The following is a 23,980-nucleotide window of genomic DNA, read 5'->3' as shown; positions in this document are numbered from 1 at the left end:
CGGGGACGATCCGGCCGAACCATGCCGTTTGGGATGTTGTCCGTGACACCGCCTAGTCTTTTCGACGTGACTCTCCCTGCCCCGGCGAAGACCCTTCCCTCCCCGGCGCCGGGCCCGGCCGCCGACGAGGGCCTCGCCCGGCGGCTGCGCGCCCTCGCCTGCACCGCCCCGCTCCACGACCTCGACGTACGCAAGGCCAACCTGGCCGGCGAGTACGGGGTCTACGCGATGGCGGAGGTCGCGCTGTCCGCGATCGACCTGGTCACGCTGAACATGGACTTCGACACGGGCGCCGACCACGAGCAGATAGTGGCCAGGCTGCTGCCCCGCGTCGCCGCCCAGACCCCCGACCGGCCGGCCGCCGAGCACGAGCGCGTCGCCCGCTGGGTGCTGGAGAACCTGATCAACGTCGGCAGCGTCGACCGCGGCTTCCGCGCGATCTACGGCACCTTCGGCGCCGACGGGGTCTACGTCCGCCGGGACTACGACTTCAAGCTGATCGAGGAGGTCCCCGGCCACGGCGGCGCGGTGTACCTGCGCACCACCGACGAGGCGGTCAACGTCCTGGTCGGCGCCCTCGACACCGACGTCACCAGCGCGCAGATCGCCGCCGAGGTCAAGCTGGAGGTCCTGATCAGCCGGGGCCGGCTCGCCGACGCCCAGCTCGCCGCCGAGCAGGCCCGCTACCGCACCGTCCAGTACGCCGAGACCCTGCGCCGCACGCTCGACGCCACCCGGCGCAACGTCCGCGCCGTCGACTGGCTCCAGGCCGTCCCGGACATGATCGCCGAGGCCCTCGACCACGTCGCCGACCGCTACCGGCACGAGAACGCGATCCTCACCAACATCCGCAAGGCGCGCGACGAGGCCGAGGACCCCGAGAACAAGCGGCGCGCCGCCGAGCTCGTCGACATCGTCAAGGACTGCATCCGCCGGCACACCCAGCTCCAGTCCCGGCTGCTGGACGCCGGCCCGCTCTTCCGCGCCGAACAGGACCGCCAGGCCTTCGCCGCGCCCGCCGCGCGCTCCGGGATCGATCTGTACGGGCAGCTGGTCGCCCCGCTCCTGCCGCTGCCCGTCGCCGCGGCCACCCGGGTCACCGACGCCTTCTTCGCGGCCGGCACCGGTTTCCGCACCCCCGTCTCGGTACGGGTCGCGGACCTGGTGGAGATCCTGCTGACCCCGCCGCTGGAGCGGGAGCACCTCGGCGCGGAGATGCCGGAGCCCGACCTCATCGCGACTCCGGACGACAGCCGCTTCAGCGAGGAGCAGCTCGCGGCCGCGACCCGCCTGCTGGACCTCCCGCACGATGCCCCCCGCCGCCTGTCGGGCCTGCTCGCGGAGGCCCGCCGCGAGGACCCCGACCTGCCGTACCTGGTGGCCCTGCTCGCCGTCCACGCCGCGAGCCCGGCGGTGGGCACGGCGTACCGCCAGGGGGAGGAGCGCCTGCTGTTCGCGGTGGACGACGGCACCCCGCTGGAGGACCCGGAGTTCGGCGGCGCCGACCTGATCGTGGGCACGGCCCTCCTCGACGCGGCGGGCATGGCAGCCGACCGCGCGGAGCCCTCATGACCCCGCCCGCCTCCGCCTCCGCCCCGCCCCCGGCCGCCCGCCACGAGCCGTCCGTGCCTCCGGCCGCCCCCGTCCGGGGCCCGGCCGCCAGCCGCGGTCCGTCCGTGCCTCCCGTCGGCGACGCTGCCCGGCGCCCGGCCGTCGGCCGCGGTCCCTCCCTCACGTCGGTCCCGTCCGCGGGCCCCGGCCGGTCCGTGGTTCCCGTCGGCGATGCCGCCGCGGCTCCGGCCGCCCGGCCCGGGACCCCCGCCCCGGGCCGCCCCGCACCGGCTCCGGCCGCGCGCCGCGCGTCCCGGCGGGCCGACGCGCACCGAACCCGCGGCCGGGCCGTCGGCCCGGCCGCACGCCGCCCCGCCCGGCGGGCCGACGGTCCCGGGCCCGCCCCGGCCGGGCGGTCGGGCAGCCGCCCGGACCACCACGGCCGCCCGGCCCCCGGCGTCGTACCCACCCCGGGCCGTCCCGCCCGGCGGGCCGACGCCGCCGCACCGCACCACCGACCCCGCCGCCAGGCCCACCGCACCGCCGAGGAGACCCACCCGTGAGCGACCACCACGCCGAGTACCCCGCGTGGAGCGAGCCCGACGGCGCGCCGGTCCCGGCCGCGCCCGCGGCGGGACCCGCCGCGCTGACGCCCGCCGACGCCGCCGACGCGGCCCGCCTCGTCGGGTTCGGCCTCCAGCCCAAGCTGCTCCCCGCCCGGGACGCCGAGTACGCCGAGCTGCTGCGCCGCTACCGCGAGGACCCCGCCTTCGGCCGGCTCGCCGACGCCGTCGCCACCGGACTCGGCCTCGTCGTCCTGGAGGTGTCCCCCCGCGCCGGCATGGCCGTCGCCGCCGGCGAGGACTCCGTCTTCGCCGTCCGCATGGGCGACTACGCCCGCCGCACCGCCGCCGACGGGGCCGACCGCTTCCTCCACGGCCTCGCCCACCTCGCCGTCGCCGCCCTCGCCTTCCCCCGCCCCGAGGACCTCGCCGACGACGGCTACATCGGCCGGATCACCGTCAACGGCGTCGACGCCTTCGTCCGGCAGACCTGCCGCCGCCTGGAGGAGCGCGCAGAGGAGCTCGGCGAGAACACCGACCCCGCCTCCGACGCGCCCGGCCTGGAGGCCGCCTGGCGCGTCTACGCCCGCCGCAGCGCGACCGGCGCCACCAAGGACGCCCGCCGCCTCGCCGGCTCCACCACCGGCATCGTCGGCAAGGCCGCCGCCTTCCTCACCGAGTCCGGCTTCCTCCAGCGCACCGGCGACGACGCCGGCGGCACCTACCGCACCACTCCCCGCTACCAGCTCCAGGTCCGGGACATGGCGGGCAGCGCGGCCATGGCCGAACTCCTCGAACTCGGCGTGGTGCCCGTCAGCGACGGCTCAGCCACCCTCCTGCCGCCGCCCGAGGGCGACGACCTGGAACTCGCCGCCGACGCCGGCCTCCCGTTCCACGCCTGAGCACCCCCGCCCCGGCGCCCCGCCCACCCCCACGTCCGAGCCCCGCGCTGTCCGAACGTACCGAGAAACCACGAGAGTCCGCCGCCATGTACGAGCTGTCCCGGATCCGCCTCTACTCCATCGGGCCCGCCGGCGCACGCTACGCCGACACCGTGCTCGACCTGCGCGGAGTCGGCGAGCCGGTACCCCACCCGGCGCCCGCCCAGGCGGAGTTCTTCGAGGACGAGCCCACCGGCCCGCCCCGCCGCCCCGCGCCGGCCGGCGTGCTCTTCCTGGAGAACGGCGGCGGCAAGTCCGTCCTCCTCAAGCTGATCTTCTCGGTCATGCTCCCCGGCCACCGCAACACCCTCGGCGGCGCCAGCTCCGGCGTGCTGCGCAAGTTCCTCCTGGCCGACGACTGCGGCCACGTCGCCCTGGAGTGGCAGCACACCCGGACCGGCGAGTGCGTGGTCGTCGGCAAGGTCAGCGAATGGCGCGGCCGCCAGGTCTCCAACGACCCCCGCAAGTTCGCCGAGGCCTGGTACTCCTTCCGCCCCGGCCCGGGGCTGAGCCTGGACAACCTCCCCGTCGCCGAGGCCACTTCCGTGCGCCCGCCCGTCGAGGGTGCCTCCGGCGCCCAGGGCCGCCGCCGCACCATGAAGGGCTTCCGCGACGCGATCACCGAGGCCGGCAAGGCCTACCCGCACCTGGAGGTGTCCTGGGAGGAGATCCACGACCGCTGGAACGAGCACCTCACCGAACTCGGCCTCGACCCGGAACTCTTCCGCTACCAGCGCGAGATGAACGCCGACGAGGGCGAGGCCGCCGGCCTCTTCGCGGTCAAGAAGGACTCCGACTTCACCGACCTGCTGCTGCGCGCCGTCACCGACACCCGCGACACCGACGGCCTCGCCGACCTGGTCCACGGCTTCGGCAACAAGCTCGGCCGCCGCGCCGAGCTGATGGCCGAACGCGACTTCACCGCCGGCTCCGTCGACCTGTTGACCCGCATCGTGGAGGCCGCCGAGACCCGTGCCCGGCTGCGCGACGTCCACGCCGGCGCCGAACGCCGCACCCGCACCCTCGCCCGTCGGCTCTCCGCCCGCGCCGCCGAGGAACGCGGCCGCGCCGCCGACCTGGCCCGGCAGGTCACCGGCGCCGCCCACGCCGTCACCGCCGCCGAGGAGCAGCGCGCCCGCAGCGCCGCGGTCTCCGCCGAACTCGCCTATCGGCACGCCTCGCTGGCCCTGACCGTCGCCGACAAGGCCGCCGCCGCCCAGCGCCGCGAGCTCCTCGAAGCCCGCACCCTGCACTCCGCCTGGCAGGCCGCCGAGACCGTCCTGCGCCACCGCGCGGCCGCCGACCGCTCCGCCCGCGTGGCCGCCGCCATCCGCGAGGCCGAACGGGACGCCGCCCCGGCGCTCGCCGCCCGCGCGACCGCCGCGGCCGAGCTGGTACGGGCCCTGCACACCGCCGCCGAGCAGGGGGAGCAGGCCGCCAACGAGGAGGAGGAGCGCTCCGCCGAGCTCCAGGCCGTCGGCGAGACCGCCCACCGCGATGCCACCTCCGCCGCCACCGCCGCCCAGCGCGCCCGCAGCGAGGCCGAACACCTGCGGGCCCGCCTCGCCGAGGTCGAGCAGGAGACCGCCGACGCCGTCCGCGCCGGCTGGCTCGACGACACCGCCCCCGACGCCGACCCCGCCCGCGCCGCGCTGGCCGCCAGCGACGCCGAGAAGACCGCCGTGGCCGCCTGGGACGAGTCCCGCGAGGCCGCCCGCACCGCCGCCGAAGCAGCCCGCGAGGCCGCCGGCGCCGAGTCCCGCGCCGAGCTCACCGCCGCCCGCGCCGCCGACGCCGCCGACGCGGCCGAGGCCGCCCATGCGGCGGAGCGCCGCGCCGCCGAGTCCCTGGCCGCGTCCCCGCGCCTGGCGGAGCTGCTCGGCCTCCCGTCGGTCCCCGAGGCCTTCCTCCCGCACCCGCGCGCCGGCCGTACCGCCGACGCCCCGGCGGCCCGCACCGCCCCGGGCGCCGCCCCCGCCGTCACCGCGCCCGCCGGAGCCCTCACCGCCGAGGACCTCGACCGCAGCGCCGACACCCTCGCCGAGCTCCTGGCCGACACCGTCGGCTCCGCCGAACGCCAGCTGTTCGAGCTGCGCACCGCCGCCGCCGACGACTCCCGCATCCTCGGCGCCCTCGGCGACGGCGGCCTGCTCCCGCCCGGCCCCGATGTCCTCGCCACCGTCGAGTACCTCGGCGAACACGGCATCCCGGCCCTGCCCGGCTGGCGCTACCTCGCCCAGTCCGTGGCCCCGGCCGACCACGCCGCCGTGCTCGCCGCCCGCCCCGAGCTCGTCGACGGCGTCGTCATCACCGACCCCGACACCCACAGCCGGGCCCGCGAGGTGCTCTCCGGCGCCGCCCTGCTGCCGCGCTCCACCGTCGCCGTCGGCACCGCCGCCGCCCTGCTGGCGCCCGTCCCGCCGGCCGACGGTTCCGACCAGGTCTTCCTCGTACCGCCGAACCCGGCCATGCACGACGAGCACGCCGCCGACGAGGAGCGCCAGGCCCTGCGCGCCCGCGCCACGGCCCGCGACACCGAGATCCGCGAGCTCGCCGCCCGCCTCGCCGGCGACCGCGAGCTCGCCGCCCGCCTCGCCTCCTGGCGCACCGGCTGCCCGCCCGGCCGCCTCGCGGAGCTCGCGGAACACGCCGCCGCCGCCCGCGCCTTCGCCGAGGAGGCCGACGCCGAGCTCACGGAGGCCCGTACCGTACGCGCCGAAGCCGACGAGGCCGCCGCGGACGCCGCCCGGGTCCGCGACGAGCGCCAGGAGACCGCCCAGCGCGCCCGCCGGGCCGCCGACGCCCTCGCCGGCCTCGCCCACCGCCTGCGCGAGCGCGCGGGCTGGCAGGCGAAGGTCCGCGAGCTCGCCGACGAGGCCGCCGAGTCCGAGGCCCGCGCCGAGGTCTGCCTGGACCGCGCCCGCGCCGCCGACGAGGACCGCCGCGCCGCCCAGCGCGCCGCCGACGACGCCCGCCGCACCGCCCGCGCCCTGCGCGCCGAACGCGCCGAGATCGCCGGCGCCCCCGACCAGCTCCCCGAGGGCGAGGGCCCGCGCGCGCCCCTGCCCGACCTCCGCGAGGCCTACCGGGCCGCATCCCAGGTGTACGAGAAGGTCGGCGTCGGCGCCGACCTGCGCGCCGAACAGGCCCGCGCCGAGAGCGACGAGAGCGCCGCCCTCGCCGAACTCGACCGGCTCACCAACAAGGTCCGCACCCGCGCCGCCCAGCTCCTGGAGGGCACCGACGGCGCCGACGGCCCCTCCCGCCAGGCCGCCGCAGCCCGCGCCGAGGCCCTCGTGCAGATGCTGGAATCCCGCGCCTCCGCCGCGAGCGAGCAGCTCGGCCGGCTGCGCGGCGAGGCCGAACGGCACGCCCCCGCCGACGGCGAGGCGCACACCGAGCTGCCCGAGGAACTGGTCCCGGCCGACGTCGAGCAGGCCCAGGGCCTGCTGCGCACCGCCACGGCCCAGCTCGCCGCGCACTCGGCCGCCGTGGAGAGCGCCCGGGCCGCCCACGCCGACCTGCTGCGCGCCCACCGCACCGCCGAGGACGGCGCCGGCGGCTTCGACGAGACCGCCGCCCTGCTGCGGGACCTGCTGCGCGACCACACCCACCCGGAGGACGAGCAGGAGCCGGCACCCCACCGGGGCACCCTGGAGGAGGCCCGCCAGTCCGCCACCGACGCCCGCCGCTCGCTGCGCGCCTGCTCCGCCGACCTCTCCGCCGCCGAGGCGGCCGTCCGCGAGGCGAGCGACGTCCTGGTCCGGCACGCCAACGCCAACCGCTACGAGCAGGTGCGCACCCCCGCCCGCCAGCAGATCCGCGAACTGCCCGCCTCCGCCCTGCCGGAGCACGCGGCGGCCTGGGCGGCCGCCTTCGCCCCGCGCCTGCGCGTCCTGACCGACGAGCTCGCCCAGCTGGAGCGCAACCGCGACAGCATCGTCGACCGGCTGCGCGGCCTGGTGGAGTCCGCCCTGGCCACCCTCCGCTCCGCCCAGCGCCTCTCCCAGCTCCCCGAGGGCCTCGGCGAGTGGTCGGGCCAGGAGTTCCTCCGCATCCGCTTCGAGGAACCCGACCAGGCGACCCTCACCGAACGCCTCGGCGAGGTCATCGACGAGGCCACCCGCACGGCCGTCAAGAAGAACGCCGCGTTCGGCGAAGGCCGCCGCGACGGCATGTCCCTGCTCCTGAGGGGCGTTCAGGCCGCCCTCGAACCCAAGGGCATCGCCGTCGAGATCCTCAAGCCGGACGCCGTCCTGCGCGCCGAACGCGTACCCGTCGGCCAGATGGGCGACGTCTTCTCCGGCGGCCAGCTGCTCACCGCCGCCATCGCCCTCTACTGCACGATGGCGGCCCTGCGCAGCAACGACCGCGGCCGCGACAAGCACCGCCACGCGGGCACGCTGTTCCTCGACAACCCGATCGGGCGCGCCAACGCCACGTACCTGCTGGAGCTCCAGCGGGCCGTGTCCGACGCCCTCGGCGTCCAGCTCCTGTACACCACGGGCCTCTTCGACACCACGGCCCTGGCCGAGTTCCCGCTGGTCATCCGCCTGCGCAACGACGCCGACCTGAGGGCGGGCCTGAAGTACATCAGCGTGGAGGAGCACCTGCGCCCGGGGCTCCCGCAGCCCACCCAGGAGCCGGAGGCCATCCACGGCGAGATCACGGCGACCCGCATGTTCCGCCGCTCCGCACCCGCCTAGGCCGCGGGCCGGACTCCCGGACGCCGGCGGGCACTCCCGCCCGCCGGCGTCCGACGGCAGGGCGCCGTCAGCGGGCCCACCGGCCGTCGGCCGACGGCGCCGCCCAGGGCCCGTCGCCCCGGGCCGCACTGCTCGGCTCCGACACCACCCCGTACCGCTGGTTCCACATCTGCCGCGTGATCCACACGTCCAGTACGGCCCATGTGGCCACCACCGTCCCCGCTATCCCCCCGAGGACCATCGGAAGCGCCAGCCAGGACCCCGTCAGCACCAGGAAGAAGGTCGCCGACGCCTCCGTCAGTGTCACCGCCACGACCAGCACCGCCCGTACCGCCGAGGCCCGCACCGGATCCGGCATGCGCCGCCGCCGGGCCGGCTCCTCCACCCACAGGCCCCGCCCGGCCGCCTCCGACACCGTGTCGTGCTCCTCGTCGTACATCCTCATGGTCCGCTCCGCTCACCACCCGGGCCCAACGACCGGTCCCGACCGCAGGTTCCCGCATCCCGGACGGTCCACCCGCCCCGACCGGTCCGGACCGTCGAGTTCCGGAGAGTTCCAGCCATCCATCCGAATCCGGGAACCGACACCCCACCAAGTGTCATCTGCCACATATCGGGCCGGACTTGACCGGAAGTATCGGACAACTCGTGATCTTCGTCCAGGGGTCAGGCCGAAAACGTCCGGACACGCCTTCGAGGCCGCTCCCCGGCAGTAGTAGGCTCACGCCGTTTAAACGACGGAACACCGACCCCTCGCAACGGGGTTGAGCTGGGGGAGGCTGGGGAGGCCATGCGCTTTCGCGGGAAGTCGATCCGCCGGAAGATCGTGGCGTTGCTCCTGGTGCCGCTCGTCTCCCTGACCGCCCTCTGGGGCTTCTCGACGATCATCACCGGCCGCGAAGCCGTGCAGCTGCTCGACGTCGCCTACGTCATCGACAAGGTCGGCTACCCCATCGAGGACGTCGTCCGCGTCATCCAGAAGGAGCGCCGCCAGACCCTCGTCGTCCTCGGCGACCCCCGCGCCGCCGCGGCCACCGCCGAGCTCACCAGGAGCCGCACCGCCACCGACGCGATGGTCCGCAAGATCACCGCGAACGCCACCGACCCCGAGGTGCTCGACGAGCTCAGCTCCGCCACCCGGCAGCGCCTGAGCTCCATCCTCGACGCCTTCCACGGCATCGCCGCCCTGCGCCGCTCCGTCGACGCCAACAGCCTCGACCCCACCCAGGCCCTCGACCTCTACAGCCGGCTGGTCGACCCCTGCTACGACTTCCTCCTGAACCTCCACGCCCTGGAGAACGTGGAGATGGACAAGCAGGGCCGCGCCCTGGTCGGCATCACCCGCGCCCGCGAGACCCTCTCCCGCGAGGACGCGGTCATCGCCTCCACCCTCGCCGCCGGCAGTGTCGCCGCCAACGACGTGCGCCGCGTGTCCACCTTCGTGGCCAACCGCAGCCTGCTCTACGAGTTCAACCTGGCGATCCTTCCGGCCGACGACCGCAAGCTCTTCGAGCGGTACTGGAACGGCCCCGAGAGCAAGGCCCTGCGCGACACGGAGGAACGGTTCATCGCGGCGGGCGCCGTCAAGAACCCGCGCACCGTCACCGCCGCCCAGTGGGACGAGGCCGCCCGCAAGGTCCTCGACGACCTCGCCACCATGGGCACCGCCGCCGGCGACCGCTACCAGAAGCGCGTCGAGCCCGTCGCGAAGGGCGTCCTCGTCCAGGCCGCCGTCGCCGGCATCCTCGGCTTCATCGCCCTCGCCGTCTCCCTCGTCCTGTCCGTCCGCATCGGCCGCGACCTGATCCGCGACCTCTCCCGGCTGCGCAAGGACGCCCACGAGGCCTCCGGCGTCCGCCTGCCCAGCGTGATGCGCCGCCTCGCCGCCGGGGAGACCGTGGACGTCGAGACCGAGGCGCCCCGCCTGGAGTTCGAGAAGGACGAGGTCGGCCAGGTCGCCCTGGCCCTCAACAGCCTCCAGCGCGCCGCCGTCGAGGCCGCCGTCAAGCAGGCCGAGCTGCGCCGCGGCGTCTCCGAGGTGTTCGTCAACCTCGCCCGCCGCAACCAGGTGCTCCTGCACCGCCAGCTGACCCTCCTCGACACCATGGAACGGCGCACCGAGGACGCCGAGGAACTCGCCGACCTGTTCCGCCTCGACCACATGACCACCCGCATGCGCCGCCACGCCGAGGGCCTGGTGATCCTCTCCGGCGCCGCCCCCTCACGCCAGTGGCGCAAGCCCGTCCAGCTGATGGACGTGGTCCGGGCCGCCGTCGCCGAGGTCGAGGACTACGAGCGCATCGAGGTGCGCCGCCTGCCGCGCATCGGCATCGAGGGCCCGGCCGTCGCCGACGTCACCCACCTGGTCGCCGAACTCCTGGAGAACGCCACGGTGTTCTCGCCCCCGCACACCGCCGTCCAGGTCCACGGCGAGCGCGTCGCCAACGGCTTCACCCTGGAGATCCACGACCGCGGCCTCGGCATGAACCCGGAGGCCCTCCTCGACGCGAACCTCCGGCTCGCCGAGACCCCCGAGTTCGAGCTCTCCGACACCGACCGGCTCGGCCTGTTCGTGGTCAGCCGCCTGGCGCGCCGCCACAGCATCAAGGTGGCCCTCCAGCCCAGTCCGTACGGGGGCACCACCGCCGTGGTCTTCCTCCCGGCCGACCTGCTCACCGAGGCCCCCGACACCAACGGCGGCGGCATCCGCCTCGACGCCGTACGGGCGACCAGGGGGGCCGCGACGGTCAAGGGCATCAAGGCGGCGGCGGGCGCGCGGGGCTCCGGCCGCCCCTCGCCCGGCGCCCTCGACCGGGCCCCGTCGGCCCGCCCGCTGCCGGCCGGCGTGCTCAACGGCCCCGTCGAGCTGGAGGGCCCGCTGGGAGTCCTCGGACTGGAGGGGCCGGACGGACTGGAGGGCCTCGACGGGCTCGCCGACCTGGACGACACGATCACCGGCGTCGCCGGGGTCGGCGGCCGCCCGCCCATGGCGAGCCTCGACGACGAGACCCCGCCGGGCGGCACCCCGCGCAGCGTCCTGCTGGGCCTGGGCACCGCGGGCCGCCCCGACGGCGACCGGCGCGGCGGTGAGCGCGGCGGTGAGCGCGGCACCTGGAAGGGCGACCGGACCGGCGACAGCGGCGCCGAACGGCACCGCGACTGGGGCCGGGCCCGCGACACCGACCCGGAGGGCACCGGCCGGCCCCGCGGCCGCGGGGCCGCCGACCGCACCCGGGGCGCCGACCGGGACGCCCCGGCCCCCACCGGCCCGGTCCGCGCCGAGCGCGCGCACCTGGACGCGGTCCGTCCCGAGGGACCCCGCTCCGGGGCCGTCCCGCTGCCCCGCCGGCGCCCCACCCCGACCCTGGTCGCCGAGCACGGCCGCCGCGTGGACCCCCGTCCGTCCGGCCTGAAGGCCCCGGACCGGCCGGAGCCCGCCCCCGCGGAGCCCCGTGCCGCCGGCCCGGGCGGGCTGCCCCGCCGGGTCCGCCAGGCGAACCTCGCGCCCCAGCTGAAGAACGCTCAGGCGCCCGTCGGACCCGAAGCCCCCGAGACGCCGCCGACCGACCGCGACGCCGAGGACGTGCGCGCCCGTATGTCCGCGCTCCAGCGCGGCTGGACGGCGGGCCGCAGAGAGTACGCAGAACACCAAGACCGGCAGCAGGCACCGCAGCAGTCCGAGACCGCGGGCGGCACCCCCGCCGCCACCGGTCCCGCGCACGAGAACGAAGGGGACGGTCGATGACCGCACCGCAGAACGGAAACGACAGCAGGGGCCGCGGCCCCGGCCCGCTCAACTGGCTCCTCGACGAACTCGTCGACAAGGTCGCCAGCATCCGCAAGGCGGTCGTCCTCTCCGGCGACGGCCTGCCGACGGGCAGCTCCAAGGACCTCACCCGCGAGGACAGCGAGCACCTGGCCGCCGTGGCCTCGGGCTTCCACAGCCTGGCCAAGGGCGTCGGCCGGCACTTCGAGTCCGGCCGGGTCCGCCAGACCGTCGTCGAGCTGGACGAGGCTTTCCTGTTCGTGATGGCCGCCGGCGACGGCAGCTGCCTGGCCGTGCTCTCCGACTCCGACTCCGACGTCGGCCAGGTCGCGTACGAGATGACCCTCATGGTCAAGCGCGTCGGCGACCACCTGGCGACCGCCCCGCGCACCGGGCTGCCAGCCGGAGGGTGAGTCGGACCGTATGAGCGATCCAGGCCACGACCACCTCCCGAACTCCCCGCGACCCGCGCAGGACCCCGGCGCGGCGCACGGGAGCGGCCACCCGCACTGGTTCGACGACGAAGCGGGGCCCGTCGTACGCCCGTACGCCATGACCCGCGGCCGGACCCGCCACCCCGCCCAGCACCGCCTCGACCTGATCGCCCTCGTCGCCGCCGAACCGGCGGCCGACGATCCGGTCTGGGACCTGACCCTGTCCCCGGAACACGCCCACATCCTCGGGCTGTGCCGGGAACGCCCGCAGTCCGTCGCCGAGCTCGCCGCGGACCTGGACCTCGCCATCGGCGTCATCCGGGTCCTCATCGGAGACCTCGTCGACGACGAACTGGTCCATGTGACCCGGCCGGTCCCCCCGGCCGAACTGCCCGACGAATCCATTCTGCGTGAGGTGATCGATGGCCTTCGGGCGCTCTAGCCGCACCGGTGCGATGCATGCCGTCTCGCCGGTCGAACCGCTGACTCTGAAGATCCTGGTCGCGGGAGGCTTCGGGGTGGGAAAGACCACCCTGGTCAGTGCGGTGAGCGAGATCCGTCCGCTGCGGACGGAGGAGACGCTCTCCGAACCGGGCGTCGGCATCGACGACACCGGGGGAGTGGAGCAGAAGAGCACCACGACCGTGGCCATGGACTTCGGCCGCATCACCCTCCGCGAGGACCTGGTGCTGTACCTCTTCGGCACCCCGGGACAGGACCGCTTCTGGTTCCTGTGGGACGAGCTCTCCCAGGGCTCGCTCGGTGCCGTCGTCCTGGCCGACACCCGCCGGCTCGCCGACTGCTTCGCCGCCATCGACTACTTCGAGCGGCGCGGCCTTCCCTTCCTCGTCGCGGTCAACTGCTTCGACGGGGCCGAACGCCACCCCGTGGTGACCATCCGCGAGGCGCTCGACCTCGACCCCGAGGTACCGGTGCTGCTCTGCGACGCCCGGGACCGCGAGTCGGTCAAGGACGTGCTGGTGGGAGTCGTCGAACACGCCATGTCGCTGGCCCGGGCCCGCCGGGCGAGCCTCACGGCCGGAGCCTGACCGCACGGCACGCGTGGAGGCGGCCCGTACCCCCGCCGACTGGGGTACGGGCCGCGGCTCTCATGGGGGGCTGCGAGGTTCCCCGCGCGCGCCGGCGCGGGACCGTGGGGACGAGTGTCGACCCGCCGCCCGGGGGCGTCAAGCACTGCGGCGACAGCAGTTCTGCCCGCCCCGCCGCCCCGCTGGTGGAGGCGCCCCCGCAGCTTTCAGCGCACCGCCACGACGGCCGACCCGTGCCCGAACAGCCCCTGGTTCGCGGTGATCCCGACCCGCGCACCCGGCACCTGCCGGGCCCCCGCGGTCCCCCGCAGCTGCCAGGTCAGCTCGCACACCTGGGCGATGGCCTGCGCGGGCACCGCCTCACCGAAGGAGGCCAGCCCCCCGCTCGCGTTGACTGGCACCCGTCCGCCGAGCGCGGTCGCCCCCTCCCGGACGAGCTTGGCCCCCTCGCCCTCACGGCACAGGCCGATGTCCTCGTACCACTCCAGCTCCAGCGCGGTCGACAGGTCGTACACCTCGGCCAGCGACAGGTCCTCCGGCCCCAGCCCCGCCTCCTCGTACGCCGCCCGGGCGATCGAGGCGCGGAAGGAGCCCGCCGCCGCGGGCACCGCCACCGTCGAATCGGTGGCGATGTCCGGCAGGTCCAGGACGGTACGCGGATAGGTGGGCGTCACCGTCGACACCGCCCGGATCCGCACCGGGTCGGCCACCCCGCGCGCCCGCGCGAAGTCCATGCCGCACAGCACCAGCGCCGCGCCCCCGTCGGAGGTCGCGCAGATGTCCAGCAGCCGCAGCGGATCGGCGACCACCACCGACGCCGCCACCTCCTCGGCCGTGACGGCCTTGCGGTAGCGGGCGTTCGGGTTGAGCGCCCCGGCCGCCGCGTTCTTCACCTTGACCTGCGCGAAGTCCTCGCCGGTGTCCCCGTACAGGGCCATCCGGCGGCGGGCGTACAGCGCGAAGTACGCCGGGTTCGTCGCCCCGAGCAGCCGGAACCGCAGCCAGTCGGGGTCGTCCGGCCGGTCGCCGCCGGCCGGGGCGAAGAACCCCTTCGGCGCCGCGTCCGCGCCCACCACCAGCACCACGTCGGCCAGCCCGGCGAGGATCTGCGCCCGGGCCGCCCCGATGGCCTGGGCCCCGGAGGCGCAGGCCGCGTACACGCTGGTCACCCGGGCGCCCTGCCAGCCGAGCGCCCGCGCGAAGGTGGCCCCGGCGACATGGCCCGGGTACCCGCCGCGCACGGTGTCGGCGCCGACGACGGACCGCACGTCGGTCCACTCCAGTCCGGCGTCGTCGAGCGCCGCCCGCGCGGCGGCCCGCCCGTACTCGACGAAGCTGCGGCCCCACTTGCCCCACGGGTGCATACCGGCTCCCAGCACGGCCACGTCCCCGCTCACCGGGCCCCCTCCACCGGCCTGAACCGCCAGGTCGCGCTGGTGGTCCCGGCGTCCTCGTCCAGCACCCCGGCCACCACCTCCACCTCCATGCCGACCGCCAGGTCCGCCACCGTCACCCCGGGCGCCGCCTGCCCGAGCACGACCATCCCCTCGGCCTCCAGTTCCACCGCGACCAGTGTGTACGGCTCCCAGGGCGCGGCCGGGTCGGACACGTACGGGGCGGGCGGGCGGTAGCGCCCGTCGGTGTAGGACCAGACGCGGCCGCGCGGCGACAGCGGCACCTCCGCGAGCGCACCGCCGCCGGGGCAGTGCGGATTGCGGCAGTACGCGTCCTCGCGCGGGAAGAACACCGCCTTGCAGGCGGAGCACTTCGTACCGAGGAGGCGGAAGCCGCCGGGCGTATCGGCGAACCATCCGCTCACCACGGGTGTACGTGTGCGTGCCAAGACCCCTCCCGAAACCGTATCTGACGATTCGTCAGCAGTCTGCCACGCCGGAGGCCCCGGGTCACCGGTCCCGACCGGAGGCCCAACCCCCTTCACCCTCAAACCCCTTGGCATACGATCGCCGCATGCCGGAACACCTGAGGGACTCGCACTGCTCCACCTGCGGAGCTCCGCTCGACACCACCGACTGGCCCCGCGCCTGCGCCGCCTGCGGCACCGTCGCCTACCGCAACCCGCTCCCGGTGGCCGTCGCCCTGCTCCCCGTCGAGGACGCCTCCGGCACCGGCCTGGTGGTCATCACCCGCACCATCGAACCCGCCAAGGGCGGGGTCGCCCTGCCCGGCGGGTTCATCGACTTCGGCGAGGACTGGCGCGACGCGGTGGTCCGCGAACTCCGCGAGGAGACCGGCATCGAGGCCCGTGCCGCCGAGGTGACCCTCGCCGACGTCCTCAGCTCCCCGCACGGCCACCTCCTGGTCTTCGGCCTCCTCCCGCCCCGCCCGGCCTCCGCCCTCCCGCCCTCCGTCCCCACCGACGAGACGACGGGCTGGCACGTCCTCCACACCCCGGCGGAACTGGCCTTTCCCCTCCACACCCGGGCCACCGCCTCCTGGTTCGCGGGCCACTACGCCTGACCCCGCCGGGCGGGTCGACCACCCGTCCCCGCCCCGGGCCCGCCCCCGCCCCCGGCAGCGGCCGTCCGACGCGGAGGGCCCGCCCCGCCTCCGCCCGGGCAGCGGCCATCCGACGCGGAGGGCCCGCCCCGGTCCCGCCCCCGGTCACGCCCGGTCCCGCCCCCGGTCACGCCCGGTCCCGCTTCTCGCCCGGCCAGGGCAGGGGCTGCGGTCCTACACCCCCCGTACCTCCACCCCGCTCACCAGCCCGCCCGCCTCGTCCTCCACCACCACCGCCTCCCCGGCCCACCGCACGGTGTACCGCTCCACCTCGCCCGCCTCGAACCCCGCCCCCGGATCCCGGATCACCACCCCGCCGCCTGTCCGCCCCCGGGCCGGCGCCCACGCCTCCAGGCCCACCGTCCCGTCCGCGCGCCGCACCGGCAGCACGGACCCCGCCCGCGCCAGCACCGGGGTGCGCCCCGGCGCGGCGTCCAGCAGCACCTGCCCCGGCCCCTCGTGCGCCGCCCCCGTCGCCGTGTCGTACCAGCGCCCCCGCGGCAGCCGCACCGCCCGCCGGTCCGCCCCGCAGTCCAGCACCGGCGCCACCAGCAGCGCGTCCCCCAGCAGGAACGCGTCCTCGCAGTCCCGCAGCCGCCGGTCCTCCGGCGCCCCCCACCACAGCGGCCGCACGTACGGAGCCCCCGTCCGCCGCGCCACGTGCGCCAGCGTCACGAAGTACGGCCGCAGCCGCTCCCGTTCCGCCAGCACCCGCGCCGCGCCCTCCGCCGCCTCCGGCCCGAACTCCCACGGTTCCCGCCGCCCCGCCCAGATCGCCGAGTGCGTCCGGAACAGCGGCAGGTACGCCCCCAGCTCCAGCCACCGCAGGTACAGCTCGGGCGACGGCGAGCCCCCGAAGCCCCCCACGTCCGGCCCGGAGTACGGCACCCCGCACAGCCCGAGCCCCAGCACCAGCGCCAGCGACGCCCGCAGCCCCTCCCAGCTGCTCTCCACGTCACCGGACCAGGTGCCCCCGTACCGCTGCATCCCCGCCCACCCCGACCGGGAGAACAGGAACGGCCGCTCGGCCGGCCGCAGCCGCACCAGGCCCTCCCACCCCGCGCGCGCCATCCCCAGCGCGTAGACGTTGTGCCCCTCCCGGTGGTCGCCGCCCGCCCCGTCCAGCACGTGCCGCGCCGACCGGGGCAGCGTCGCGTCCCCCCAGGGCGCGAACGACACCGGCTCGTTCATGTCGTGCCAGAACCCCGAGAAGCCCTGTGCGAGCCGCTCCCCGTACAGCCCGCCCCACCACTCCCGCGCCGCCGGATCGGTGAAGTCCGGATAGGCGCACTCACCCGGCCAGACCTCCCCCCGCACCTCCCGCCCCCGCGCGTCCCGCACGAACGCCCCGTGCGCCCCGACCTCCAGCCCCGAGGCGTGCACCGCGTCCCCCGCCTTCACCGCCGGGTCCACGATCGACACCAGCCGCACCCCGGCCGCGCGCAGCTCCCGGGCCAGCCCCGGCAGATCGGGGAAGGCCTCCCGGTCCACCGTGAACACCCTGTGCCCGTCGTAGTGGTCGATGTCCAGGTGCACGGCGGACAGCGCGAGCCCCCGCTCCGCGTACCCCGCCACCACCCGCCGAACCTCCGCCGCGCTCCCGAACCCCCACCGCGCGTGCTGGTACCCCAGCGCCCACTCCGGCGGCACCGCAGGCGCCCCCGTGAGCCCCGCCCACCCCTGCGCCACCCGTCCGGGCGTACCCACCAGCACCCAGCAGCGCGGCGGCCCGCCCTCCAGGCGCAGCTCGCTCGACCCGGGCCGGTCCGCCCCCGAACCGGCCCCCTCCTCGCCCTCGCGCAGCACCACCCGCCCGTCCCAGGTGTTGTCGTAGAACGCCAGGTGCGTCCCCGCGTCCGCGACCACCACCTGGACCGGCATGGTGATGTACAGCGGATCGGTGCCCGGCCCGAACCCGCCCTTCGGGTCGGTGTTCCACAGCCGGTACTCCCCGTCCCGCAGCCGCGGCCCCCGCGCCCGCCCGCCCAGCCCGAAGAACCGGGCGTCCGCCGGCACCTCCGCCCGCTGGGACCACCGTGAACCGCCCCCGGCGGCCCCTTCCGCCGGATCCCACCAGCGCGGGGGCAGCTCCCGCCGGAGCACCGCCCCGCCGGGGGTCCGCACCTCCACCGCCCCGTGCCGCGACACCGCCACCGTCACCCGCTCCGACACCACCCGCCAGCCGCCGCCGGTGTCCGGCTCCAGCACCGCCCGGGGGTCCGGCTCCGGACCCCCGCCCAGCACCGCGTACGAGGGCTCCGGCCCCGCCCCGTCCCAGCCCCAGAACACCGCGCCGCCCACGCCCACCCGCACCGTCAGCTCGCTGCGCGCGAACCGCAGCACGCCCCCGCCCGGCCGCGGCTCCGTACCCTCCAGCAGCCCCGGCACCCGCGCCCGCTCCGCACCCCGCGCCGGCAGCACCTCCGCGTCCGTCCGCCGGTGCCGCAACGCCGCGCGCCAGGCGCGCCGCCCACGCGCCGTACCGATCTCTTTCACCGCACGCACCAGCTCACGACCGTCCATGGCGACACCCTGCCACCGGCCCCCCGCCGAGCGGGCGGCGTTCAGCTGCCGTTCACCCGGGAAAGGAACACCCCGGCCGCCGCGGACGGCTCTGGTGCGGATGTCGATCACATGGCATCGTCCCTGTGAGCCGCCGCGTGCACACCGACGCAGCGGTGGCACCGTACGCACACGAAGCGCGAGCCACAGACTTGACCGGGAGCCGACCCATGACCTCTGCCACCCAGCCGGAACCCCTCTGGTCCCCGAGCCCCGACAGGATCGCCGCGGCCCGCGTCACCGCCTTCCAGGCCTGGGCCGCCGAGCACTTCGACGCCCCCGCCGAGGGCGGCTACCCGGCCCTGCAGCGCTGGTCCGTCGACGAGCTCGACATCTTCTGGCAGGCCGTCGCCGAGTGGTTCGACGTACGGTTCACCACCCCCTACCAGAGCGTCCTCGCCGAGCGCTCCATGCCCGGCGCCCACTGGTTCACCGGCTCCACCCTCAACTACGCCGAGCACGCCCTGCGCGCCGCCGAGGACCCCGCCCGCGCCCAGGACCCCGCCCTCCTCCACGTCGACGAGACCCACGAGCCGGTCCCTGTCACCTGGTCCGAACTCCGCCGCCAGGTCGGCTCCCTCGCCGCCGAGCTGCGCGCCCTCGGCGTACGCCCCGGAGACCGCGTCAGCGGCTACCTCCCCAACATCCCCGAAGCGGTCGTGGCCCTCCTCGCCACCGCCGCCGTCGGCGGTGTCTGGACCTCCTGCGCCCCCGACTTCGGCGCCCGCAGCGTCCTCGACCGCTTCGAGCAGGTCGAACCCGTCGTCCTGTTCACCGTCGACGGCTACCGCTACGGCGGCAAGCAGCACGACCGCCGCGACACGGTGGCCGAGCTGCGCGAAGGGCTCCCCTCCCTGCGTGCCGTCGTCCACATCCCGCTCCTGGGCACCCCCGCCCCCGAGGGCACCCGCGCCTGGTCGGAGCTGACCTCCGGCGACGCCGAGCCGGTCTTCGAGCCCGTCCCCTTCGACCACCCGCTGTGGATCCTGTACTCCTCGGGCACCACCGGTGCACCGAAGGCGATCGTCCAGTCCCAGGGCGGGATCCTCCTCGAACACCTCAAGCAGCTCGGCCTGCACTGCGACCTCGGGCCCGAGGACCGGTTCTTCTGGTACACCTCCACCGGCTGGATGATGTGGAACTTCCTCGTCTCCGGCCTCCTCACCGGCACCACCGTCGTCCTCTACGACGGCAGCCCCGGCTTCCCCGACACCGGCGCCCAGTGGCGGATCGCCGAGCGCACGGGGGCGACCCTCTACGGCACCTCCGCCGCCTACGTCATGGCCTGCAAGAAGGCCGAGGTGCACCCGTCCCGCGACTTCGACCTCTCCGCCGTCAAGTGCGTGGCCACCACCGGCTCCCCGCTTCCGCCCGACGGCTTCCGCTGGCTCCACGACGAGGTCGCCGAGGACCTGTGGATCGCCTCCGTCAGCGGCGGCACCGACGTGTGCAGCTGTTTCGCTGGCGCCGTCCCCACCCTCCCGGTCCACATCGGCGAGCTCCAGGCCGCCTGCCTGGGCACGGACCTCCAGTCCTGGGACCCGGCCGGCAAGCCCCTCACCGGCGAGGTCGGCGAGCTCGTCGTCGCGGCCCCCATGCCCTCCATGCCGATCCACTTCTGGAACGACGCCGACGGCAGCCGCTACCGCGCCAGCTACTTCGAGATGTTCCCCGGCGCCTGGCGGCACGGTGACTGGATCACGATCACCGACCGCGGCTCCGTCGTCATCCACGGCCGCTCCGACTCCACCCTCAACCGGCAGGGCGTCCGGATGGGCTCCGCCGACATCTACGAGGCCGTCGAACGCCTCCCCGAGATCAAGGAATCCCTGGTCATCGGCCTGGAGGAGCCGAACGGCGGCTACTGGATGCCGCTCTTCGTCCATCTCGCCCCCGGCGCCGTCCTCGACGAGGCCCTGCGCAAGAAGATCGCCGCGACCATCCGCGAACAGCTCTCCCCGCGCCACGTCCCCGACGAGGTCATCGAGGTCCCGGCCGTCCCGCACACCCTCACCGGCAAGCGCATCGAGGTCCCCGTCAAGCGCCTCCTCCAGGGCGCCCCGATGGCCAAGGCGGTCAACCCCGGCTCGGTCGACAACCCGGACCTGCTGGCCTTCTACGAGGAACTCGGCCGCACCCGGAGGTGACTGTCAGTGGTCGTGGTTACCGTGAGTGAGCAAGCCGTCGCGCCGTCCGGCGCGCCACTCAGGGGGAGCCATGAACACCACACCCGACACCTCGCACCACGACACCCCACGCGGCGGGAACACCACCTCCCGCCTCCACCGTGAGCTGCGCCGCGAGGTCCCCAGCACCGTCGGCCTCCTCGCCGACGCCCGGGACTTCGCGGCCATGCGGGACTACCGCAGCTTCGCCTTCGGCCACCACGACGAATACGCCGACTACCTCCACCACGTCGACGCCCTGCTGCGCTCCCTCGCGGCCCAGGGCATCCACACCACCGTCGCCCTCTTCGACCCGGAGGAATACGCCGAGTACTGCGCCGAACACGGACTGGACCCGGACAGCGCCCCGACCCGTACGCGCTTCACCGCCGAACTCGCCTGCGGACCCGCCCTGCCCTACGCCGGCCAGCCCGTCGAGGAACTCCTGCCCCTCCTCATCGACGCCGCCGTCCGCCAGGCCACCTGGGAGTACGCCGGCGCGCTGCTCGCCGGAGCGGGGGAGTGCGCGGACTGCGGCGAGGACATCGGCCGGGCCTCCTTCGAGCGCGCCTCCGCCCTCCTTCAACGCCTCGTCGAGGGGGCCGGCCCCGGCCACCACCACCTCGTGTGCAGCGTCCCCACCGAGACGGAGCAGCTCATCGCGGCCCTGCACGCCGAGGCGCCCGCCGAACCCGGCGGCCCGCTCCGCGCGGAGGGCCGCGACCAGCTCGACTTCGTGACCGTCCTGGCCGCCGGCCTCGCCCTCGGCGGCGCCGGCGGACTGGTCCTGCGCAGCACGACCGGGGGCGCCCCGGACCGGGTCCACGGCTGGCGCCTGGACCGCGGCCGCCTGGTGGCCCTCTCCGCCGCCGCCGTGTTCGACGCCTACTGCACGGACGCCGACAGCGGCGAACCCGTCCCCCCGGAACCGGGCGTCGACTACTGCCCCGGCTACGAGGTCGACGGCCCCGGCCCCCACGCCTGAGGCCGGCCCCCGACCCGCCCCCCGGGAACGACCGAGGGGCCCCCGCCGTCGGCGAAGGCCCCTCGATCGTCACGACACGCGTCCGGCTACTCGCCCGACAGCACCGCCTGCGCGGCCACCCGCGCCTCCTCGGCGCTGTCCGCGGCCCGCGCGGCCGCCGCCGCGCGCTCGCACTGCGCGAAGGTGTACTTGGCGAGCGTCGCCCGCACGTACGGGATCGAAGCGGAACCCATCGACAGGGAGGTGACACCCAGACCCGTCAGCACACAGGCCAGCAGCGGGTCCGACGCGGCCTCACCGCAGACACCGCAGCTCTTGCCCTCCGCCTTGGCGGCCTCGGCCGACAGGGCGATCAGGTCGAGCAGCGCCGGCTGCCACGGGTCCTGGAGCCGCGACACCGCGCCCACCTGACGGTCGGCGGCGAAGGCGTACTGCGCGAGGTCGTTCGTGCCCAGCGACAGGAACTCGACCTCCTGCAGGATCGAGCGCGCCCGCAGCGCGGCGGAGGGGATCTCCACCATCGCCCCGAACTTCGCCCGCAGACCGGCCTCGCGGCAGGCGTCCGCGAACGCCTTCGCGTCGATGCGGTCGGCCACCATCGGGGCCATGACCTCCAGGTAGACCGGCAGCCCCTCCGCCGCCTTCGCCAGCGCCGTGAGCTGCGTCCGCAGTACCTCGGGGTGGTCCAGCAGCGTCCGCAGACCACGCACACCCAGCGCCGGGTTCGGCTCGTCCGCCGGCGTCAGGAAGTCCAGCGGCTTGTCGGCGCCCGCGTCCAGGACGCGCACGACGACACGGCCCTCGGGGAAGGCCTCCAGCACCTTGCGGTACGCCTCGATCTGCTTCTCCTCGGACGGAGCCTTCTTGCTGTCGTCCAGGAAAAGGAACTCGGTGCGGAACAGGCCCACGCCCTCGGCCCCGGCCTCCACCGCGGCCGGCACGTCCGCCGGACCGCCCACGTTGGCCAGCAGCGGCACCTTGTGCCCGTCGGAGGTGGCACCCGGACCGGAGGAGGCGGCCAGTGCCGCCTTCCGCTCCGCCGCCGCGGCCTCGAGCTCGGCCCGCTTCTCGGCGGTCGGCTCGACGAACAGGTCGCCGGTGCTGCCGTCCACGGCGATGACCGTGCCCTCGGCGATCTCCCCGGCACCCGGCAGCGCCACGATGGCCGGCACGCCCAGCGCCCGCGCGAGGATCGCGCTGTGGCTGGTCGGCCCGCCCTCCTCGGTCACGAAGCCGAGCACCAGCGCCGGGTCCAGCAGCGCCGTGTCCGCGGGGGCCAGGTCCCGCGCGATCAGCACGTACGGCTCGTCGCTGTCCGGCACACCCGGCATCGGCACGCCCAGCAGGCGTGCCACGATCCGGTTGCGCACGTCGTCCAGGTCGGCCACGCGCCCGGCCATGTACTCGCCGGCCCCCGCGAGCAGGTCGCGGTAGGACGCGAAGGCGTCGTAGACGGCGCGCTCGGCGGTGCTGCCGACGACGATCCGCCGGTCCACGTCCGACATCAGCTCGGGGTCCGTGGCGATCATCGCCTGGGCCTCGAGCACGTGCTGGGCCTCGCCGCCCGCCAGCTGGCCGCGCGCCATCAGGTCGGCCGACACCGCTTCCACGGCCTGACGCGCGCGCCCCTGTTCGCGCTCCGCCTCGTCCGCGGCGATCCGCTTCGCCGGCGGCTCCAGTACGGCCGTACCCATGTGCCGCACCTCGCCGATCGCCACACCGTGGCTCACGCCGACGCCTCGCAGCGTTGTCTCCATTTCACCGTCTCCGATTGAGCGGCGGCCGCAGCCGCCGCGGTGGATTTCCGACGCGCCCGCGGGAGCAGGCGGATGTGTCACTGCCAGCTGAAGAGGACGTCGCCGGCCTTGACGTCCCCGTCCTCGTTCAGGTCACCGAGGGAGTCGGCGGTTGCCTCCAGGGCCACGACGGGACAGATCGGCGACTTGCCCGCTTCCTCGACGGCCTGCGGGTTCCAGCGGATGACGGCCTGGCCACGGGTCACGGTGTCGCCCTTGTTGACGAGCAGCTCGAAGCCCTCGCCGTTGAGCTGGACGGTGTCGATCCCGAGGTGCGTGAGCACCCCGTGGCCCTCGGCGTCGACGACGACGTACGCGTGCGGGTGCAGGGAGACGACCACACCGTCGACGGGGGACACCGCCTCGGAGGCCTCGCGCACGGGATCGATGGCGGTGCCCGGTCCCACCATGGCGCCGGAGAACACCGGGTCGGGCACTGCCGCGAGTCCGATGGCGCGTCCGGCGAGTGGGGACGTCACGCTGGTCATGGGGGCCTCCCAGGGGTGGGGCTTCTTCGTGTCGCCGTCACCGCATGTCGCGAACGGCGTAACTGGTCTGAAGGATATTGCACAGGTTGTACGGGTTCGCCCGATGTCGTTCCCGATCCGGACTGACCCTTGAACACGGAGACTAGTGGACTAGACCGGTGGACTAGACCATATGCGTGAATCGATTTGCCTGCGCTCCAGCGGGCCTGTACTGTCGTGACTCCCGCCGAGACGTGTCGTGTGAACATCTCGCGAACAGTCGATGGACGGGACCCCTCCTCAGCAGTGACGATCTCGATCTCCACTCCTTTTCGGCGCGCCATTCCGGCGCGACGCAGAGTGGCCGGAGAGAAGGAAAAGCACTGATAGAGTCGGAACCGCCGGAAAGGGAAAACGCGAAAGCGAAGAACCTGGAAAGCGCCGAGGAAGTCGGACACGAAAGAGTCTGATAGAGTCG

At 75.3% G+C, this 23,980-nt stretch carries 16 protein-coding genes and 1 pseudogene; 11 read left to right on the top strand and 6 right to left on the bottom strand.

Annotated features, from left to right (window positions below):
• Positions 1-21 precede the first annotated feature (21 nt).
• From ACFY15_RS22385 to ACFY15_RS22370, 4 genes are all read left to right on the top strand, one after another.
• Complete coding sequence (locus tag ACFY15_RS22385; protein ID WP_390688734.1) at positions 22-1,572, top strand: hypothetical protein; 1,551 nt, start codon at positions 22-24, stop codon at positions 1,570-1,572.
• Complete coding sequence (locus tag ACFY15_RS22380) at positions 1,569-2,114, top strand: hypothetical protein (RefSeq protein WP_390688735.1); 546 nt, start codon at positions 1,569-1,571, stop codon at positions 2,112-2,114. The genes ACFY15_RS22385 and ACFY15_RS22380 overlap by 4 nt, the downstream gene beginning before the upstream one ends.
• A complete protein-coding gene (locus ACFY15_RS22375; RefSeq protein WP_390688736.1) occupies positions 2,111-3,016 on the top strand; it encodes a hypothetical protein in 906 nt (301 codons plus the stop codon). Before ACFY15_RS22380 ends, ACFY15_RS22375 begins: the two co-directional genes overlap by 4 nt.
• 86 nt (positions 3,017-3,102) lie before the next feature.
• Entirely contained in the window at positions 3,103-7,761 is a 4,659-nt protein-coding gene (locus ACFY15_RS22370; protein WP_390688737.1) for a hypothetical protein, read from the top strand.
• Between the two features lie 118 nt (positions 7,762-7,879).
• On the opposite strand, the pseudogene ACFY15_RS22365 reads toward ACFY15_RS22370, so the two are convergent.
• Positions 7,880-8,206 (bottom strand): annotated as a pseudogene (locus ACFY15_RS22365) (hypothetical protein); the annotation flags it as partial.
• Between the two features lie 345 nt (positions 8,207-8,551).
• Here ACFY15_RS22365 and ACFY15_RS22360 point away from each other — a divergent pair.
• The 4 genes from ACFY15_RS22360 to ACFY15_RS22345 are packed head-to-tail and all read left to right on the top strand — an operon-like array spanning position 8,552 to position 13,010.
• A complete protein-coding gene (locus tag ACFY15_RS22360; RefSeq protein WP_390688738.1) occupies positions 8,552-11,506 on the top strand; it encodes a nitrate- and nitrite sensing domain-containing protein in 2,955 nt (984 codons plus the stop codon).
• Positions 11,503-11,940: a roadblock/LC7 domain-containing protein gene (locus tag ACFY15_RS22355; protein ID WP_042818290.1), complete on the top strand. Its 438-nt coding sequence runs from the start codon at positions 11,503-11,505 to the stop codon at positions 11,938-11,940. The genes ACFY15_RS22360 and ACFY15_RS22355 overlap by 4 nt, the downstream gene beginning before the upstream one ends.
• Before the next feature lie 10 nt (positions 11,941-11,950).
• A complete protein-coding gene (locus tag ACFY15_RS22350) occupies positions 11,951-12,403 on the top strand; it encodes a DUF742 domain-containing protein (protein ID WP_390825988.1) in 453 nt (150 codons plus the stop codon).
• Positions 12,384-13,010 carry an ATP/GTP-binding protein gene (locus ACFY15_RS22345; protein WP_079424832.1) on the top strand — a complete coding sequence of 209 codons (627 nt, stop codon included), beginning with the start codon at positions 12,384-12,386 and terminating at the stop codon, positions 13,008-13,010. The genes ACFY15_RS22350 and ACFY15_RS22345 overlap by 20 nt, the downstream gene beginning before the upstream one ends.
• A 206-nt stretch (positions 13,011-13,216) precedes the next feature.
• Here the strand turns inward: ACFY15_RS22345 and ACFY15_RS22340 are convergent, their stop codons facing one another.
• Both ACFY15_RS22340 and ACFY15_RS22335 read right to left on the bottom strand, forming a co-directional pair.
• Positions 13,217-14,407, bottom strand: a complete 1,191-nt coding sequence (locus ACFY15_RS22340; protein ID WP_390688740.1) for a lipid-transfer protein — start codon at positions 14,405-14,407, stop codon at positions 13,217-13,219.
• Positions 14,404-14,853: a Zn-ribbon domain-containing OB-fold protein gene (locus ACFY15_RS22335; RefSeq protein WP_390825987.1), complete on the bottom strand. Its 450-nt coding sequence runs from the start codon at positions 14,851-14,853 to the stop codon at positions 14,404-14,406. The genes ACFY15_RS22340 and ACFY15_RS22335 overlap by 4 nt, the downstream gene beginning before the upstream one ends.
• A gap of 125 nt (positions 14,854-14,978) precedes the next feature.
• On the opposite strand from ACFY15_RS22335, the gene ACFY15_RS22330 reads away from it, so the two are divergent.
• On the top strand, positions 14,979-15,488 hold the full coding sequence (locus tag ACFY15_RS22330; RefSeq protein WP_390688742.1) for an NUDIX domain-containing protein: 510 nt from the start codon (positions 14,979-14,981) through the stop codon (positions 15,486-15,488).
• Positions 15,489-15,701: 213 nt separating this feature from the next.
• On the opposite strand, the gene ACFY15_RS22325 is transcribed toward ACFY15_RS22330, so the two are convergent.
• On the bottom strand, positions 15,702-18,050 hold the full coding sequence (locus tag ACFY15_RS22325) for a TIM-barrel domain-containing protein (RefSeq protein WP_390825986.1): 2,349 nt from the start codon (positions 18,048-18,050) through the stop codon (positions 15,702-15,704).
• 209 nt (positions 18,051-18,259) lie between these two features.
• Between ACFY15_RS22325 and ACFY15_RS22320 the strand changes: the two genes are divergently transcribed.
• Both ACFY15_RS22320 and ACFY15_RS22315 read left to right on the top strand, forming a co-directional pair.
• The gene (locus ACFY15_RS22320) at positions 18,260-20,236 is read left to right on the top strand and encodes an acetoacetate--CoA ligase (protein ID WP_390688744.1); all 1,977 of its coding nucleotides are present in this window, start codon (positions 18,260-18,262) and stop codon (positions 20,234-20,236) included.
• Between the two features lie 70 nt (positions 20,237-20,306).
• Positions 20,307-21,239, top strand: coding sequence for a hypothetical protein (locus ACFY15_RS22315; RefSeq protein WP_390688745.1), 933 nt, complete (start codon positions 20,307-20,309; stop codon positions 21,237-21,239).
• An 86-nt stretch (positions 21,240-21,325) separates the two neighbouring features.
• Here the strand turns inward: ACFY15_RS22315 and ptsP are convergent, their stop codons facing one another.
• Both ptsP and ACFY15_RS22305 read right to left on the bottom strand, forming a co-directional pair.
• On the bottom strand, positions 21,326-22,996 hold the full coding sequence (gene ptsP / locus ACFY15_RS22310) for a phosphoenolpyruvate--protein phosphotransferase (RefSeq protein WP_390688746.1): 1,671 nt from the start codon (positions 22,994-22,996) through the stop codon (positions 21,326-21,328).
• 77 nt (positions 22,997-23,073) lie between these two features.
• Positions 23,074-23,523, bottom strand: coding sequence for a PTS glucose transporter subunit IIA (locus ACFY15_RS22305; RefSeq protein ID WP_390688747.1), 450 nt, complete (start codon positions 23,521-23,523; stop codon positions 23,074-23,076).
• Between the last annotated feature and the right edge of the window lie 457 nt (positions 23,524-23,980).

The organism is Streptomyces sp. NPDC001373, from assembly GCF_042895815.1.
GTDB lineage: Bacteria > Actinomycetota > Actinomycetes > Streptomycetales > Streptomycetaceae > Streptomyces.
Note: the sequence above shows the minus strand (reverse complement) of the source record. Positions and strands in the feature narration are given on the sequence as shown.